Origin of the sequence: Paenibacillus sp. SZ31 (genome assembly GCF_012912005.1) — a bacterium.
Classification (GTDB): domain Bacteria; phylum Bacillota; class Bacilli; order Paenibacillales; family Paenibacillaceae; genus Paenibacillus.
In genome coordinates, this window is record NZ_JABBEA010000015.1 from 45,959 (window position 1) to 63,895 (window position 17,937).

General features: G+C 46.8%; 13 protein-coding genes. 5 read left to right on the forward strand and 8 right to left on the reverse strand.

What is annotated here, in order from left to right; translation table 11 throughout:
- Nucleotides 1–195: 195 nt before the first annotated feature.
- Both HF638_RS22870 and HF638_RS22875 read right to left on the reverse strand, forming a co-directional pair.
- Nucleotides 196–1,641: a DEAD/DEAH box helicase gene (locus HF638_RS22870; protein ID WP_169482214.1), complete on the reverse strand. Its 1,446-nt coding sequence runs from the start codon at nt 1,639–1,641 to the stop codon at nt 196–198.
- A 169-nt stretch (nt 1,642–1,810) separates the two neighbouring features.
- Nucleotides 1,811–2,182, reverse strand: a complete 372-nt coding sequence (locus HF638_RS22875) for a hypothetical protein (RefSeq protein ID WP_169482215.1) — start codon at nt 2,180–2,182, stop codon at nt 1,811–1,813.
- 345 nt (nt 2,183–2,527) lie between these two features.
- Here HF638_RS22875 and HF638_RS22880 point away from each other — a divergent pair, with 345 nt between their 5' ends.
- On the forward strand, nt 2,528–3,217 hold the full coding sequence (locus tag HF638_RS22880) for a hypothetical protein (protein ID WP_169482216.1): 690 nt from the start codon (nt 2,528–2,530) through the stop codon (nt 3,215–3,217).
- Between the two features lie 136 nt (nt 3,218–3,353).
- Here HF638_RS22880 and HF638_RS22885 read toward each other — a convergent pair whose 3' ends face one another.
- A complete protein-coding gene (locus tag HF638_RS22885; protein ID WP_481856169.1) occupies nt 3,354–5,477 on the reverse strand; it encodes a 5'-nucleotidase C-terminal domain-containing protein in 2,124 nt (707 codons plus the stop codon).
- A 417-nt stretch (nt 5,478–5,894) separates the two neighbouring features.
- Between HF638_RS22885 and HF638_RS22890 the strand changes: the two genes are divergently transcribed.
- Nucleotides 5,895–6,857: an endo-1,4-beta-xylanase gene (locus HF638_RS22890; protein WP_169482218.1), complete on the forward strand. Its 963-nt coding sequence runs from the start codon at nt 5,895–5,897 to the stop codon at nt 6,855–6,857.
- Nucleotides 6,858–6,997: 140 nt separating this feature from the next.
- Here HF638_RS22890 and HF638_RS22895 read toward each other — a convergent pair whose 3' ends face one another.
- Nucleotides 6,998–8,041 carry an NAD(P)/FAD-dependent oxidoreductase gene (locus tag HF638_RS22895; RefSeq protein WP_169482219.1) on the reverse strand — a complete coding sequence of 348 codons (1,044 nt, stop codon included), beginning with the start codon at nt 8,039–8,041 and terminating at the stop codon, nt 6,998–7,000.
- A gap of 34 nt (nt 8,042–8,075) precedes the next feature.
- Nucleotides 8,076–9,065 carry an ABC transporter substrate-binding protein gene (locus HF638_RS22900; protein ID WP_169482220.1) on the reverse strand — a complete coding sequence of 330 codons (990 nt, stop codon included), beginning with the start codon at nt 9,063–9,065 and terminating at the stop codon, nt 8,076–8,078.
- Nucleotides 9,066–9,277: 212 nt separating this feature from the next.
- Between HF638_RS22900 and HF638_RS22905 the strand changes: the two genes are divergently transcribed.
- Nucleotides 9,278–10,885: a helix-turn-helix domain-containing protein gene (locus tag HF638_RS22905; RefSeq protein WP_169482221.1), complete on the forward strand. Its 1,608-nt coding sequence runs from the start codon at nt 9,278–9,280 to the stop codon at nt 10,883–10,885.
- A 13-nt stretch (nt 10,886–10,898) separates the two neighbouring features.
- On the opposite strand, the gene HF638_RS22910 is transcribed toward HF638_RS22905, so the two are convergent.
- The 3 genes from HF638_RS22910 to HF638_RS22920 all read right to left on the reverse strand — a co-directional run bounded on the left by HF638_RS22910 (nt 10,899) and on the right by HF638_RS22920 (nt 15,550).
- Complete coding sequence (locus HF638_RS22910; protein ID WP_169482222.1) at nt 10,899–12,065, reverse strand: MFS transporter; 1,167 nt, start codon at nt 12,063–12,065, stop codon at nt 10,899–10,901.
- A 316-nt stretch (nt 12,066–12,381) separates the two neighbouring features.
- The gene (locus tag HF638_RS22915; protein WP_169482223.1) at nt 12,382–13,722 is read right to left on the reverse strand and encodes a glycoside hydrolase family 30 protein; all 1,341 of its coding nucleotides are present in this window, start codon (nt 13,720–13,722) and stop codon (nt 12,382–12,384) included.
- Nucleotides 13,723–14,032: 310 nt separating this feature from the next.
- Nucleotides 14,033–15,550 (reverse strand): leucine-rich repeat domain-containing protein, encoded by a 1,518-nt coding sequence (locus HF638_RS22920; protein WP_169482224.1) that lies wholly within the window; start codon nt 15,548–15,550, stop codon nt 14,033–14,035.
- A 373-nt stretch (nt 15,551–15,923) separates the two neighbouring features.
- Between HF638_RS22920 and HF638_RS22925 the strand changes: the two genes are divergently transcribed.
- Together HF638_RS22925 and HF638_RS22930 are read left to right on the forward strand one after the other, a co-directional pair.
- The gene (locus HF638_RS22925; RefSeq protein WP_169482290.1) at nt 15,924–16,814 is read left to right on the forward strand and encodes a diacylglycerol/lipid kinase family protein; all 891 of its coding nucleotides are present in this window, start codon (nt 15,924–15,926) and stop codon (nt 16,812–16,814) included.
- A 147-nt stretch (nt 16,815–16,961) separates the two neighbouring features.
- Nucleotides 16,962–17,879, forward strand: a complete 918-nt coding sequence (locus HF638_RS22930; protein WP_169482225.1) for an aldo/keto reductase — start codon at nt 16,962–16,964, stop codon at nt 17,877–17,879.
- Nucleotides 17,880–17,937: the final 58 nt, after the last annotated feature.

Genomic DNA, 17,937 nt, shown 5'->3' on the forward strand with positions numbered 1-17,937 from the left:
AAGGAAGGTGATCCTTACTCCGCTATTTTTAATGAGTTTTATCTTTAGGTTTAATAGGTAAACTTGAATACTTCTTAATCGCAATAAATATAATCCAATAACGACGATTCACAAGCAGACCTGCCATAACGTCATTTTAGCAGGTCTGCTTGTCTTGTTTAAAGCGTTTAGGAAGGCAGTGCTACATTCACCAATCTATTTATGACCTTTGCGAACCTTAAGCTGCATCTTTTTGATCGTTGTGTTTTGCATAAGCTCCAGTACTAGCGGGCCTTTGCCGTTCAGGATCTCTACATCCGTCACATTATCCAGAATCGTAATGATCCCGATGTCGTCTGCGGTTACCCCTTCGAGCTTGGCGATGGTACCTACAAAGTCAACGGCACGAAGTTTCTTCTTCTTGCCTCCGTTGAAGTTCAGCTTCATGATCTGTTGGTTCAACTGTTCACGCTTGTCCTTTTTGCGTTCAGGCACGATCTTCAATCGCTTCTCAAAATCTTCTCTGCGGCGATCCACAGCCTCTTCGGAAGGGGCTTTCACGACAGGGATTTGGAATCCGATATAGGATTCAATCTCAGCCAGACGTCTGCCATCTTTCGGTGTAATCAACGTAATGGCTTTACCTGTTTTGCCTGCGCGACCCGTACGGCCTGTGCGGTGAACATATCCCTCTTTTTCCAAAGGAATATCGTAGTTGATGACATGGGTAATATTCGTGATATCAATACCACGTGCAGCTACATCCGTCGCGATCAGATAACGGAATTGTCCCCGCCGGAATGCGTTCATCACTTCGATCCGCTCATCCTGCTCCATACCACCATGGATACGATCTGCTGGGTAGTCCAGGTCAGCCATGACCCGGAACAGTTTGTCCACATTCTCCTGCGTACGGCAGAACACAATGCAGCTATCCGGATTTTCCACAATGAACAAGTCCTGAAGCAGCGCGGTTTTGTTCACTTCGGGCACGTTAATCACAGCATGTTCAATCGTGGCTGTCGTCAGTCCACTTGCCTTGATCTCGATCTCTACCGGTTTGTTCATATATTTGCGTGACAGCTTGGCTACATCTTCAGGGAACGTAGCGGAGAACAACATCGTTACTCGCTCCTGCGGCAGTTTCTGAATGATCGCTTGTACCGTCTCGATAAAGCCCATATTCAACATCTCATCCGCCTCGTCAATAACGAGATAGGCGATCCGTTCGAGTGGCAGCGTGCCACGTTCGATATGATCCAGTACCCGACCTGGCGTACCAACAGCCACATGGGTTCTTTGTTTTAACTCCGCTTTTTGGATATGAAAAGGGGACTGTCCGTACAGTGCGGTTGCTTTAATACGCTTAAAGCGGCCGATATTTGTAATATCTTCGTTCACCTGCAAAGCCAGTTCCCGGGTTGGTGTAAGAATCAAAGCCTGTGGCTTATTCTCATTCCAATCCACCAGCTCGCAGAGCGGAATGCCGTATGCAGCTGTTTTACCACTACCTGTCTGTGATTTCACCACAAGATCCTGATTCTCCAGTGCCACAGGAATAACTTTGGTCTGTACCTCGGTTGGTGTCTCATAGCCCAGACTGTCCAGTGCTTTTACGATCTCTTCACCAAGTCCATAATCTTTAAATTGTTGCTCGCTCATCGTTTACCTCTTTTGCGTTAGTTTTTGTACAATTATTGCACCGTACATTTATCGTATACCTCTTCATTATACTCTATATGCAGGCAGGCTAACGGAGTAAATGCTTCGAGTGTGTAAATTGTTTTCATAAGTGTATCAAAGCGTTCCACGTGAAACGAAATGTATCGGCTTAGTTTGCTTTAAGTTCATGAATCACCATCTTTACAGCATTGGTTTGGTGAGGGGAGGACTGAGCGATATACCCACCGATCCACACTTCTGCGCTTCGTCCAACGAGTGTTTCATCCAAAGCGGCAGTAGCCGTCTCTCCTTCGATGATGAGTTCGGCATCCGTGTTGAGCGAAATCCAGATCGGTCCTGATTCAACACCGTTATCCTCTGTATTGTCGATGAGGACCTGTCCCTTTTCTTCCTCAAAATCCATAATAATTCCTCGTACATGTGGCTTCTCTTTTCCTTGTTCCTCGGATCTATCTGCGCATCCGAGCGTTAGCAGAAGCAAGATAAACGGGAATACGAATAATCTTCGTAAAATGGACATCGGGTTACTCACCTCTCATCCTTTTTTATACATCTATAGGTATGGACGGTTTTAGAGACATCAAAGTTCCTTTACATCAATGGAAAAAAGAAAAAAGATCATTCCATTCAGGCTGGAACTGGAAAAAGAGATATGGTAGCATATGGGTATCCGTAAGAAAAAAGCTATACGGTAATCAATCGTTTATTACACGTATGTCGCTAGTCATGAAATATTTTTTATAATAGTGGTACTTTTATATACTACGTATTACCCGGCCGGAGCGAGTACAACCGAAATTTTAATGGACTGCACAGACATGGATGTCTGTGTTTTATTTTTTAATCATGAAAAGGGAGATGGGATATGCTGCAAGTCAAGATGACATGTTGGTTGTTAAGTATCGTACTGACTATGGTTAGTCTAACCGGGTGCTCGTCCCCTTTTTCCGAATCGCATAATACCGCAGGCATCAGGTTGTCCTCTGATCGTATAAAGGAACTCCGCGAGCAATATCCGCTATCCACTGGCGTTCCCGCGACGATTAATATGAGGGAAGTGAGCTTCAATGAAATCATGGCGTTTGGGGATGGGGTCGTTGTGGCGGAGGTCGTGAAGGTGTTGCCGAGTTTTCGTGTGGAGCTGTCGACTGAACCGGGCACGCCTGAACGAAAGATGGCTGATAAGGACAGGGCTAATGGAATGACACCCTACCAACCTGATTTCATCTCCTATGAGGTGAAGGTACATGAAGTGGTAACAGGCGATGATTTAGCTGAGGATACTTTTTTATTTTACAACGCTGACTTCGCAGGTGTGGAGCCTGAACTTAAACCAGGTATGGAGATTATCGCTGTAGTCAAAAAGGGGACGACCGGAGAACAGCTGGGAGGATATTCGTTCACCCACTACGGCACGTACTATATTGTCGATGATGACTACGTACTTGCCGCCTATGAGGGTGAGTCGGAGGAATTACGTGACTTTACGGAACAAACGAATGGTATCCAGCTGGACGCTTTTATGGATAAAATTAAGAACCTGCCACAAGGCTAAATGACTTTTTTCCATGGAGCAGTTATAGCAATTCTTATAAATGTTCGTTAACAAAAAAAGGGCGATTCGACCATGAGTTCCATGGGAGAATCGCCCTTTTTCTTCTTCGTTAAGCGTGGTGCGTTCGCGATTATATCTATTTCAAAATACTCACATATTTCCCGTATACGAATGCTACACGTCCATCCAACTTCACTTTTACCCAGCCATACTTGTCTGTACTAATTACCTCAAGCAGGGTACCTGTTGGTACCGCAGCAACGACCTTTGCTTTGGATGAAGCGCCAGCGCGTACGTTCAGGTAAGCTGCAGTGACCTTGGCTTGTTTGCCTTTGGTGACAGTTCCCGGTTTTCCAGTGCTTGGTGTTGCTGGTTTACCAGGTTTCGGCGTGCCTGGAGTTGGTGCTGGTTTTGGCACTGTTGGTGTCGTAGGCTTCTCAGGTGTAGTTTCTTCCTCACCATTACCTGCTGCTTTGCGAGCTTTGTTCAGCTGTTGATAGAACGCTCCCTTGGTTTTCACGTCTGCGAATTGTGCTGCACTCACACCTGCTTTGGCAGATAGCGCAGCAATTTCTTCTTGAGTCACCACATCCAAAATGTTAATGGAGGCAATGTTGGTGTACTTGCCATCTTCCGTTGTCGGCACGGACATGATGCCATCGTTAATTAACTCCACCACATCTGCACGTTCTGGTGCAGTCAGGTCTACGCCGGTGATTTTCCAGTTGTGCTGAATCTTCGGTTCGTAGACACCCTTCATGACATCTTTCAAATAAGCGATGGACAGGTTACGAATCGTACCTTGAATCTCACCAAATGCTGAAGCGTCCTTGGAGGACCATAGCTGCTTGAACTTACGACCTTCCATGGCGCCGCCTTTGGCAATCAGGGCTTCCATCCGGTAGGCGTTCATACCGAGCTTCAGCGTATCGTCTTCTTTGACTACAGACCCATTGCTGTACTTGAGATTCGTAATCCGACTGCCGTATGGCTTGGTCAGGTCAATCTCATACGTCACGCCACCGAAGAAATCATCGGTGCTGTATTTGGAGGCACGTCGTTTCGGATCAAAACTGATCGTCACATCACCCGGGCGTGTGGAGTTGAAGTAACCCGCAGACCACTCCATATAATCCATCAGATCGCGTCCGGTTACTTCATATACGGTCACTTCACCAAAGGTGTATTGGTAGTTGAATGCAATATCCTTTTTCTTGATTGGGCCTACATCCAGCTTGGCCTTGTCGTTATCAATCTGGTGCGCAACCACATCGGCATCACTGTAATGCAACATCACTTCGGTGAAAAAATCAGACAAAGGTGTTTCCTGGATCTGCACCGCAGGGATACCCTTAATCTCATCAGCAGGCACCAGGTTCGTGCCTTTCAGTTCAGCCACTTCAATATTGGCATCGGCACGAGCGAACTCGTGGAACGGGTGCAATGTCTCTTCCAGGGCAGGATCGGAGACTTCATACGTTCCGTCTGCTGCTTTTACAGCGAGTGCTTGAGCTTCTTTGCTTTTCAGCACGACTTTGTCGCCGTCTTTTTCAAATGTCAGATCGATTCGTGAAATATGTGAGCCATATTTATTCGGTTCGGAGATCAATACGCCGTTAACCGTTTGGGATTCAATCAAGGTATGCATGTGTCCGGCAAAAATGGCAGCCAGCTCCGGGTTGGCATTGGCGATATCCGTCACTCCGGTTCCCGGATTACCGTTCTCGTTATCCAATCCCATATGCATAAGTCCAACCATGACATCGACGTTGCCTTTCAGCTCGGCAATGGCCTTCTTGGTCTCTTCCACAGGATCTTTGACGATGATGCCGTCCAGGTGATCCGTACCTTTCTCAAACTCGGTAATCATAGGTGTGTTCATTCCAATAACACCGACTTTGATGCCGTCTTTCTCAATAATCGTATAGGCAGGCATGTAGCGGTCGCCGTTTTCTTTGAAAATGTTACCCACGAGAGGCTGTCCATTGAATTGGGAAGAGATCTTCTCCAGTACATCCAGTCCAAAGTTAAACTCATGGTTACCCATAACCCATGCGTCATATTTCATTTCGTTCATTGCAACCATCATGGGAGATTGGGGTTGATCATTGAACAACTCAGCCGAGTTATCCTGAATCATGTCTCCTGCATCCAGCAGGATCGTATTGGGATTCTCCGCACGCACTTTTTTTACAATGGTGTAGAGCTGTGTCATGCTTCCGGTTGGGTTTGGACCATCCAAAGCATAGTCCCACGGCATGAATCGACCATGAATATCCGATGTACCCAGCAACGTGATCTTGGTTTCCTTGTCTGCCTCAGCAGCCTGAACCGGAGTGGAAGCAAAAGGGGCGAACAAAATGGAGGCACATAAGAGGAACGATAAAGGCCATCCGGCGAAACGTTTCGTTGAAATTTTGCGCATGTTGTAATCTCCCTTGTTATCTAGTGTGTGTAAAGATATGTATCATTTCATACTAGATAAACATTTGGGGAATGTAAACTCCAATGTAACAATCATGTAGGATTTGAGTAGATAAATGGATGGAAATATAATATTGGTCTCTATTATTAGTGTGAAATACTATAATTTGTCAGGTTTCTAAAACCATAATTATCCAGTAAAGTGGTTATTGTAAGCGCTTAACAAAATACTTGAAACGAAGGAGGACATATATTGATTAAGTCCAAATGGTTCAAGACAGTCGGCTCATTGGCATTGGTAGGGATTCTCGCTGCTTCTGTTGCGGTTGGTAGTGTGAGTGCGAGTTTAGCGAAAGGTAGCAAATTCCTGGGGAACATCATCGCAAGTAGTGTACCCTCTAATTTCAGTCCTTACTGGAATCAGGTGACCCCAGAGAATTCAACCAAGTGGGATGCTGTGGAAGGCACGCGAAATGTGATGAACTGGTCGCAGGCAGATATGGCGTACAACTACGCTAATAACAATGGATTTCCGTTCAAGTTTCATACCCTCGTATGGGGAAGCCAGCAGCCAACATGGATTAACGGTCTCTCAGCTGCAGACCAGAAGGCTGAAGTGACACAATGGATTAAAGCAGCAGGACAACGGTATTCGAAGTCTGCCTTCGTTGATGTTGTGAACGAACCTCTGCATGCGAAACCATCTTACCGCAATGCCATTGGTGGAGATGGGGCAACGGGTTGGGATTGGGTTATCTGGTCATTCCAACAAGCGAGACAAGCCTTCCCTAACTCCAAATTGTTAATTAATGAATATGGTATTATCGGTGATCCGGCTAAAGCTGATCAATATATCCAGATTATCAACCTTTTGAAAAACAGGGGTCTAGTTGATGGCATCGGTATCCAAGCACATTATTTCAATATGGACAACGTCTCGGTGAGCACGATGAACACGGTACTGAACAAACTTGCGGCAACAGGGTTGCCGATCTATGTATCCGAGCTGGATATGACAGGTGATGATAATACACAATTGCAGCGTTATCAGCAAAAATTCCCTGTGCTGTGGAAACACTCTGCTGTTAAAGGTGTGACGCTGTGGGGTTACAACCAGAATCAAACCTGGCAGGCAGGCTCCCACTTGGTCAACAGTAATGGTACAGAACGTCCGGCCATGCAATGGCTGAGAAATTACCTGGCGAACAATCCTTAAGCTTGCGTTTGGACGTCTTTGTGTTTCCCTTGTGATTTCGATGATTATAATATAACGCCAAATAGCACCTGTTCTGCGTACTAAGCAGTGGAACAGGTGCTATTTGGTGTGCAGAAGGTTGTTTCTATGTGTTAACCGTTTTAAACTTCTTCCTCAACTACACCCAAAGCGCTGTTTTTCTCTTTGAATAGCTCATTGTGTGAGGAGACATATGCCATTGGAGAAGCATCGGGTTGTATATAACGCTTGGCACTGTTCAATGCAAGAATACCACTGGTGAAGGTGCCTGCGAGTAATTCAACTTTACTATCATAGGAGACAAAATCACCTGCGGCATATACGCCGGGAAGGTTAGTCGTCATATCTGCTTTCACCTCCAGGTTCCATTCACCCAGATTCAGTCCCCATTCCCGGATGGTACCATAGTTGCACTTCATACCGTGATTGACGATAACTGCATCGACCTCCAGCTGCTCTCGCTCTGAAGTCTCGGTATGGACGAGTGATACACGATTAATTTGTGTCCCATCGCTGCTGTGGAGCGCTTCTATGGTATAGGGTGTCCGAACTTGAACGGAGGAGTCCTTCATCGTCGTAACACTGCGCTCCAGACCGCCAAAGTGATCACGTCGATGAACGATCGTTACGCTACTGGCAATGGGTTGTAACTCATTGGCCCAGTCTACAGCGGAATCACCTCCACCTGAGATTAATACTCGCTGGTTGCGGAAGCGTTCCAGTTCCTGAACCGTGTAGTGCAGGTTGGTCACTTCGAAGCGATCTGCTCCTTCGATCTCAAGCTTGACGTTCTGGCGCTCTCCGTACCCAATAGCCAGAATCACGGTCTTGGTCAGATGTTGCTCGCCTTGATCAGCGTTCAGTAGAATGGCTCCATCTTCCTGACGCTCCATGCCGACAATCCGCTGACCGAGAACAATCGTCGGATCGAATGTACGGGCTTGTCCAATTAACTGTGCAATGAGCTGTTCCCCACGAATTGGAGGCATAGCCCCGACATCCCATATCATTTTCTCAGGATATGTCAGGACTCTTCCGCCCAGTTCATGCTGTGCTTCGATAACCTTGGTCTTCAGTTCTCTCATGCCGCTATAAAATGCTGTGTACAACCCGGCGGGTCCTCCGCCGATGATGGTCACATCATACAGTTCAAGTGAATCTGTCATCGCTTACCTCCATAATTGGTTGGGTGCAATCCCTTTATTTTTTGAGCATAATCGGCAGTTGTTTGATCAATTCTTCCCTCGCCAGTGGGTCTGTCGATATTCCGAGACCGCCATTTACGAAATATACTTTACCGGCTTTGATAGCGGGCAGTTGGTTCCATACAGGGCCTTTGGTCATGTTCTCGACTTCCTTCAGTTCTTCGTCACTGTAATACACAATAAATATCCGGTCCCCGGCAATTTCGGGCAGCTGTTCAATGGAAATATCGGCATAGCCATAGTCATCCGGGTTATCAATCATTTTCTGAATCGCTGCGGTTGGCTTAAATCCATCTTCGTTATAGACGAAACCAGGCAGGTAACTGGTCGTGTACACACTTAATCGTTTTTGGCCGATCATGTATTGGAATACGGATGCCGTCTCGTCCTTCTCAATGGTGCCGTCCTGCTGTAGGTCGTTCCACATCTTCACAATCTTTGCATTATGCTGTGCAAGGAATTCTTCGGGTACTTGCTTGTTGCCAAGCCATTCACCCAGACGATTGATCCGAACAGGCATAGGGTCCCATTCATTGGTCAGGATCACCGGTGCAATCTTGGAGAGGGTCTCATTCTGCTTTTGGTCTGGAGTTGAGGTAATAATCAGATCGGGCTGAAGTTCCACAATCTTCTCGGGACTTGGCGGCCAGCCGATATCTGCAACGTCTTTCAGTTCGTCTTTATACGTCGCGTATTGCAAACCTTGTTGTACTACACCTACAGGCTTGATACCGAAAATCAACAGATCTCCAACTGTGTTGTCGGTGTATACGATGCGTTTGGGCGCTATGGGAATCTCCACCTGATTTCCATAAGCATCGGTCGCCATCTGGTTTCCTTTTTCCTCGGATTGGGTGGTCGTTTGACTGGTGTTCTGCGCCGCTGTGTTGCTGGCTGTATCAGCTGTTTTACCACAAGCTGATGCAACCAGTACCACTAAACATAAAGTGAGCAACGTGGTGAGTCTCGACATTTTGTGTCTCATGAATATCCCCCTGTATGATTAAGCATTTACTGATAATCATTATCAATAAATCAAGTGTAATGCCGTTCAAGAATGCATTCAATGGAAGATTAGGACGTTTTTTTTGCATTAATAGGCTGGTTATGGGCAGGTTCCGGCCATTGATAACCGAGGAAGAGTTGAGTTATGATGGCTCTAATTGATAATGGTTATCATGAAAAGGAGAGCTGATTTTGGATCTGACTCATCTCAAAACCCGGTACGGTGTTCCCAGCATTTATTACGAACTTCACGGGTTGGCTCTACAGCATTTATCACCTAACGATGACATTCCACCACAAACACTAACAACCGAGATCATGATTGTGGTGGAGGAGGGAGAGGGTCTACTTATCTGCGATGGTAAGATACATGAGCTGCAATATGGGGTTCCCCTTGTTATGAATGCAGGACACACGGTAGAGATTCAAATAAACGAAGAGACGTTGTTATCCGCGTGGTTAGTCGCCTTTACCTTGCATGATTCGGAGCATAGAATGTCCCCGGCCCTCGTCGAGACCCGTGAGATGGACACGGCGGGATTTCGATCCATATTGCAGCGGATCAGGGGAATTGAAGACCGTCGTATGGTACAGGATCGCAAACAACGAGTCGGCATTCACACCCAGTTTCAGAGATTAATGAGTATGGTGCTGAAAGATACCCATGAGTACGAAGGAGAAGTCTCCAGTGAGCACACGAGAGCGAATATATCCGAGATCATTTCGCAGCTAAAGGGCCGCTACAATGAGGAAATTACAGTGGAGGATCTGGCGGCACAGGCCAGAATTAGCAAGCGCAGATTTACCCATTGGTTCAGGCAACTCACAGGAACGAATCTGTCGGATTATATGACAACGCTGCGGATGGAACATGCCAAACAACTGCTTTTACGCGGAGGACGTATGAAAGAGGTGGCGACCCTGGTGGGATATCGGGATGAGTACTATTTCAATCGACGCTTTAAACAGATGGAAGGAATCTCCCCAGGTCAGTTCATTCTTAACCACCGGCAGAGCTCGTCCAACATCTGTGTGATGAGTTGTCTCGGTCATCTGCTTGCCCTTGGAATTCGCCCGGCGGCGGTTGCCAAAAATCTGTCCAATGAGCATTATCTAACCCCGTTAAGTGCGAGTTTCCACAAGGTTAACAGCGTACCGCTGGACCCACAGGAGATTTCCTATTTGCAGCCTGAGATGATTCTCGTTGGAAATCAGGAGGAATACGATGCGTTATCACCAATCGCGCCGACATATATCTTTTCACAGAACGACCATAAGCCATTCGTATTGTTACAGAAACTTGGAGAGGTATTCGGTAAGGGGCCAGAAGCGGAGAAGGTAATGAAGCAATATGAACGCAAAACTCAGCGCCTGAAATCCCGGTTGAAGGGTGTCATTAAAAGCACAGATACGTTCTCCGTGATGGAAATACGCGACGATTCGATCTATGTATTCGGCAATTACTGGTGTAGGGGAGCCTACAATCTGTATGATGGCCTTGGGCTTCAGGCACCAGAGCGGGTTCAGAAGGAATTAATTGACCGTCAGGCTTATCTCATGATCTCAGAGGAGCAAGTTACATCCTATGCAGGTGACCACTTGTTCCTGACGGTGCTGGATTCGGAGCGGTATCAACGTATATCGAATAGCGTTTGGTGGCAGGAAATGCCCGCAGTGAGGCAAAATCAGGTGTATATGACCGAGTATACGGAATTTGCTGTTACCGATCCCATATCTATGCCTTACCAGCTGGATACCCAGATGAAATTAATACTGGATCGCCAAATGTCCCATTCCTGAGCATCTATTTACCCTAGGCTGCTGCGCGGTTGAAGCATTTGATTTTAATCCAGATCAAGACTAAAGCGATCAGTGCAAATATCATCCCGCTCCAGATCAATTGATGTATACCCGGGTTTGATAAGAACCATCCGCCGATGGCAGTACCCAAGGTAATACCGAGGTTGGAAAAGGATACATACAAGCTGTTGCCAAATTCAGGCGCGTCCTGCGCTTCGGCGGTTAACCAGGTTTGGCTTACAATTAATCCTCCTGAATGCACGGATGCCCAGATGATGACTACAATAACCATCCACATGAAGTGGGGACCGGCCCAATAGACGAGTGCGTAAGCTGCTACATACAGCAGCGGGAACATGAGAACAGTACGGACCATGCTCTTACGCAGAAACTGTCCAAACCCCAAATTTCCGATGATCATGACGACACCAAAGACGGTCAGCATAACGCTGATCCATGATCCGCTCATTTGGGTGACCTGTCCAAGATACTCGGCGAAATAGCTGTATACAGAGAACATGGCGGCGAATATAAAAATGACTGCGGCAACATTCAGCCATAATCCAGGTTTGCGCAGAATACCGAGTTGCTTGCCATAGGACATCTTTTCCTTCACGGGCATGGAGGGCAGCCAGATCCATATGCCGATCAAAGCGACCACACTGACCATCGCTCCAAACAGGAAGGCGATTTCGAGGGATAGCCGTTCAGCAAGATACGATGTCAGTGGCACGCCAAAGGCAAAGCCCGCGGTAACTCCGGTAAAGACTTTAGCGACGGCCTGGCTACTTTTCTCTGCTGGAACAAGTTGAGTACTGGTGACCAGGGCTACGGAAAAGAAGACGGGATGGAATAGTGCGGGAATGATACGGAAGATCAGCATGGTATCAAATGTTGTGGCGTAGGCATAAACAACGTTCGAGATAGCAAACATCAGCACAGCGGCCAACAGGATGAATTTGCGATTGATGCCGGACGCCAGCAAGGTGAGAAAAGGGCCTGCAATGGCTACAACCAGCGCAAATAGACTGACCAGCCAACCAGCCTGTGCAGCCGAGATACCGAATTTATGCGCAACCTGAGGAAGTACTCCCACAATTCCCATTTCTGTTGTAATGATCCCGAATACACCTAATGCCAGAATCAGGATAAGGAGCGGGTTGACCTGTTGTGATTTCATGTAAAGCGTACCTCCAATGAATTTAAATATATAGAAAAATAGATATAATATGCTGAAATGAGCCTGCTTTGCCTCCTATAACTCCTATAATATGATGGACATGAGAGTAAGTTCTCTGGATTACATTATATCTAGATTTATAGATTTGTAAATATAAAAGGTGAGACGTTTTATATTTAAGTCGTCTTCGGCTTGTGTTCTACAGGAGTAATCATGGTAACAATAAGCATGGTCTGGCCCATGAAAAATAGCGCCGGCCCGAGGAATTCTTGGGCCTGACGCTTTGATATCCATGCTTTTATCGATGTGTTGATTATTATTTCGGTTGAATAACCATGCTGTTGAACGAATCGGCCTCCAATTCCATGTGAAGGGTCTGTCCTTCTTCAAGGGTTAGATACAGGTCACGGCGGTCCTGGAATGGATTGTTGATGACAATCACGAGACTGTTATCCGGGTTGCGGAAAGCAACGGATTTACCGCTCCAGGCGCCAGACAGGCCGACTCTTCGAGCACCAGGAACAATATGATGTGCGAAGTGCTTCATCACATAATACTCGGGGTTCAGAGTAACCTCTGTCGTGTCCGGATCTATCGTGATCATGGAGTTCTGCTCCCAGCCCCATGTGCTGCGGCCTTTCGGTTCCAGAACCATGTTCCAGTAGATGTACGCGTTCACTCCGTTGCTGAAGTAATGCTGGTAGAGGTTATATACATATTTGGCGTAGTTCCATGAGTTGTTGCCATCACCGCATTCGTTCTCGGTCTGCATATAACGTAACTCCGGATAACTCGCCGAGGTACGTTGAATCGCATTTTTGCCTGCCCATTGATATCCAACACCTTTGATATAGGAATAGGCCTTCGGGTCACTCAGGACAAGCCCGGCGTACTCGTCGAAGTCATTTGTTTTTTTCTTGATCAATTCTTCCCATGGATCAGGAGCGTTGATCGTTCCCAGCCAGATTTCCGTATCCAGACCGTGCTTGTCAAAAGCCGGGCCCAGATAATCGGCGATGAACTCACGGAGTTGCTCACCTGTCCACATGCAAGAAGGGAATTTCTGATCTGCAATCACTTCGTTCTGCACATGCACCTGATGGATGGTAATGCCTACTTCACGGTAAGCCTGTACAAATTTTACGAAATACAGGGCGTAGGCCTCCAGAATATCTTTCTCCCAACGAAGCGTGCCATAGTTATAGGCCTTGGGTGACTTCATCCACGTTGGCGGACTCCATGGGGAGGCGAAGAATTGCAGGTTCGGGTTATAAGTCAGAGCTTCCTTGATGTAAGGGATCAGATACTTGAAATCACGTTCGATCGAAAAGTGTTCCATGGCCACGTCGCCGTCCACCTCGTTGTGGCTATACCATTGCTCCGCATAATCACTTGCGCCGATCGGCAGGCGACAGATGTTAAACTTATGATCACCTTCCGGATGGAAGAGGGAATGAAATACCTCATGGCGCTGCTCCTCGTTTAAGTGGGCTAGGGCCATATAACCAAGCTCGTTGAAACAGCCACCAAACCCTTCCACAAGCTGGTGCTGCTCGCCTGTCAGTTTTAAGTTAGCGTTTTCATTTGTCGGTACAAAATATAGCTCTCTCCACGGGTTATCTTGGGTTGTGGAATAACCACTGAACGTGAATGTCATGTGAATTTCCTCCTCGATTGAACCTCAGTTGTCATATATATTACGTTCAGTATAACAACTCCCACTGCAAAAGAAGATGTGCTAAACCGTGTGAAATTTACCCTAATCCAAGATGGAGTATCATACGTTCATATCCGCACAGACAGATCATATGCAGTATTCACTTGTGATTGACTCTACCCATATACCATTATCCAATGTCTTAACACAACTGTCATAACACAACAAAATCCCCGCTGATTATTCAGACGGGGACTTGCGCTATGTTTCTCATATTCTCTTATGGCTGCAAATGAACGTGAGACACAAATTAAGGTTGCACACTTTCACCAAGCTGTTTATTTTCAAAAACCAGAATCGTTTTGCTGCTTCCGATATAGGCAACCGTCGTATTGAACTGCTCCGAAATGAAGCGAACCGGTACAAATGCTTTGCCATTTTTCATCAAGAGAGGAGCATCATGGATCGCAAGCGCATCATTCACGACGACTTGTTTATTGCCCACGCTCCAACGGATGGTCTTGTCATTCTGTGTGATCACAGCTTCTCGCGTACCGCTGTTCCAGTTCACACTGGCGTTTAACTGCTCCGAGACAAAGCGCAAAGGCACATAGGTCCGGCCTTCATCGATAAAAGGTGCAGCATCCAGTGCATAAGCACGATCACCTACATAGGCGGTGGTGGACCCTTCAATCAGACGCTGGAAGCTGCCCTGAGGCGTTCGTTTCTGCTCCCGCACATTCATCCGGTTCAGAAGCTGCATGGTATGACTGCCGCTCGCGACATCCAGATAGTTGTTCTGCACCGTGAGTCCCGCAGGTTCAACCTCTGAGACAGACGTCTGAATACCGGATGATAACGAGGTGGAAGCCGAGATATCCTGTATGGCATTCGTCGCTGACTGATCACGGGTAAACGTAAAACCTGCAATCGGTGTCAGATCCCACACCCGGTTGTTGGATAATTTCAACACGTCCAGGCTGGAATGCTCACGTAAAGGTTCCAGATCGTAGATCTGATTAGATTCTGCATTCAGCTCTGTTAGCCCAATCAGTCCCTCAAGCCCTTTGAGGTGCTGTACTTGGTTACCAGAGATATCAAGTATCCGCAGCCGTGTCATGTGCTCCAGCGGTGTCAGATCCGTGATTTGATTACCTGCCACATTCAGATTCCGCAGTGTATTTGGCAATTCAGCCAGTACGTCCAGCGTCTGAATCTGGTTATTCGCTACATTGAGTTGTTGGAGCCGCGTTTTACCCATGAGCGGTGTCAGATCGCTAATCGTATTGTTTGAGATCTCAAGCCACTTCAGTGCATCCGTATCCGTGAGGGCCGCAAGACTGGCAATCTGGTTGCCACTGGCGTGGAACGTATGTAATCGGGTGAACCCACGTACAACTTCTATGGAAGATATGGAGTTATTGCTGATATACAGCCGTCCCAAGTCTTTCAATTCAGCAAGTGCGTGTATGGATGTAATATAGTTGTTGCGAACATCGATCTCGCGAAGCTGGGTTAGGTGCTCCAGTGGTGTGAGATCCTCAATCTCATTTCCATATAATCGGAGGTGAGTCAGGTTGGTTGCATATTCCAGACCGGACAGGCTTTGAATACCTGCATTGCTCAGATCTACCACTTCAAGCTGCTCCAGATCCGATGAAGTCAATGGAACATCCAGAGGTTTGTTCAGGATTAGCTTCAGTCCGTCCTCCAAAGCGGGATCTTCAATGATTCCCTCACCCAAGTCTGTAGTCGTGTAAGCCATGGCTTGCCCCGATGCCCCGAGACTCAGGATGAATACTAGAAATAGTAGAGTCATTCTTTTCATTGCATGCATTCCCTCCGATTTTTAGAATTATAAAATAATCCGAACAGATTGAGTTAGATAAGTATAGTATTTACACGATAACGAAGGTTGTTCTGCCCACGGAGTGTTCAGTGTAAATTGAACAGTTTAACATTTGCAGGTTCGGCTAAAAGCACATCTATAGTTATTAACCCGTCAACGGGAAAAAGGAACAAGAGATTTCGTAATAGGTATTTCTTCTACTTCTATTCTATATGAAACAAACCCTGCTCTGCACTCTTCAGAGACATCTTTATCAAAAAAAATTGCATATCTTCCGCAGAACCTATTCAACCCACCCTTGAAACGGGTATAGATGAAGTAAAGATGCCAATTTGGAGGGGAAGATGTGAGTATGCGCCAAGCCATGATCATTAGTAATCCATCGTCAGGTAAGGAAGAGGCCGAGCAGTATGTGTCCCAAGTCAGAGAAATTTTGGAGTCACAGCAGTATGAGGTGGTTGTTAACGAGACAGCCGGAGAAGGTGATGCGACCAACTACTGCCTGAACGCCTGCAAGGACGGCTGTGATCTGGTTATTTCCATCGGAGGCGATGGCACGCTGCATGAGACGATTAACGGCATGATGGATCAGGACCATCGTCCCCGACTGGGCGTCGTACCGCTGGGTACGGTGAATGATTTTGCACGTGCGCTGAATATCTCGCTTGACCCGGAGGAGGCCATTAGGCAGTTACGTTCGGATCAGACCCATATTGTGGACCTGGGGAAAATCAATGATCGCCTGTTTGCCAACGTGGTGGCTGCAGGGTCTTTGGCGGAAGCTCTGTTCTCTGTATCCTCAGAAGAGAAGTCGAAGCTAGGTTCATTCGCATATCTGAAAGAAGGCTTGAAAGACCTGGTGAATACACCAGCCAATCAATTGACCATTGAACATGACGGCCAGATTTGGGAAGGGGAATCTCCTCTTTTTCTGGCGGCACTGACCAATTCGGTCGGAGGATTCGAGAAGTTGTCCCCGGATGCTGCGGTGGACGATGGTCTGATTCATTGTTTTGTTGTTCGTAACATCAGTGTGTTCAACAGCTTGACCCTGGGCACTTCCCTGTTGTTTGGCAGTCTGAAGGACCATAAGGATGTGGATTATTTTACGGCAAAAGAAGTCCATGTACGCTCAGCCGAAGCCATTCGCACCAATGTAGATGGTGAGGAAGGCCCTGCTCTGCCGATTCACATCACTGTCCTGCCAAGGCATATTGAGGTTATCGTACCGGAAAACGTATAACTCACTCCTGTCTAATTACAGGCTGAGGTTGAAATCCTATCATTTCTCCATATGAATGTAGGATAAATCTATTGAAACCGATTGCAGATTTGTGTCACAATCAAAGGTAAGATACACGATAATATTCGAATATGGAGGGAAAACATCTTGAGAACCATTAAATTGGGTAGCAGCGCACTAGAAGTACCTGTAGTGGCCGTGGGCTGCATGCGGATTAATTCACTAGACGGCAAGGAAGCCGAACATTTTGTTCGTTCTGCAATGGAGGTTGGCGCGAATTTCTTTGACCATGCCGACATTTATGGTACAGGAACATGTGAGGAGATCTTCGCCGAAGCGGTGCAGATGAATCCCCAAGTTCGTGAAAATATGATTCTTCAATCCAAATGCGGTATCCGCAAAGGCATGTTTGATTTCTCCAAAGAGCACATTCTGAATTCGGTCGATGGCATCCTGCAACGTCTGAAAACGGAATATCTTGACGTTCTGCTGTTGCACCGTCCAGATACTTTGGTTGAGCCGGAGGAAGTGGCTGAAGCCTTTGATCAATTGGAGCGCGAAGGCAAAGTACGTCACTTCGGGGTGTCCAACCAGAATCCGAATCAGATCGAATTGTTGAAAAAATACGTGAAACAGCCACTGGTAGCTAACCAGTTGCAGATGAGTATTACCAATACCACGATGATTGACAGTGGAATCAACGTGAACATGGAGAACGAAGCTGCGGTGAACCGTGACGGCAGTATCCTTGATTATTGTCGTCTGCATGATATCACGATTCAGCCATGGTCTCCGTTCCAGTACGGATTCTTCGAAGGCGTATTCCTGGGTAGCGATAAGTTCCCGGAATTGAATGCGAAGATCGACGAGATTGCTGCGAAGTATGATGTGAGTAATACAACGATTGCGATCGCGTGGTTGCTTCGCCATCCTGCGCAAATGCAGCCAGTGACAGGTACAATGAATATTGAGCGTCTGAAAGACTGTGTGAAAGCGGGAGATGTTCATCTCACTCGTCTAGAGTGGTATGAAATTTACCGTGCGGCAGGCAATATACTGCCTTAAATCCAAGTTATAGTGAGTATGCTGACTGCTGAGTCAGTTGAGAACACGAGCCCGTAGA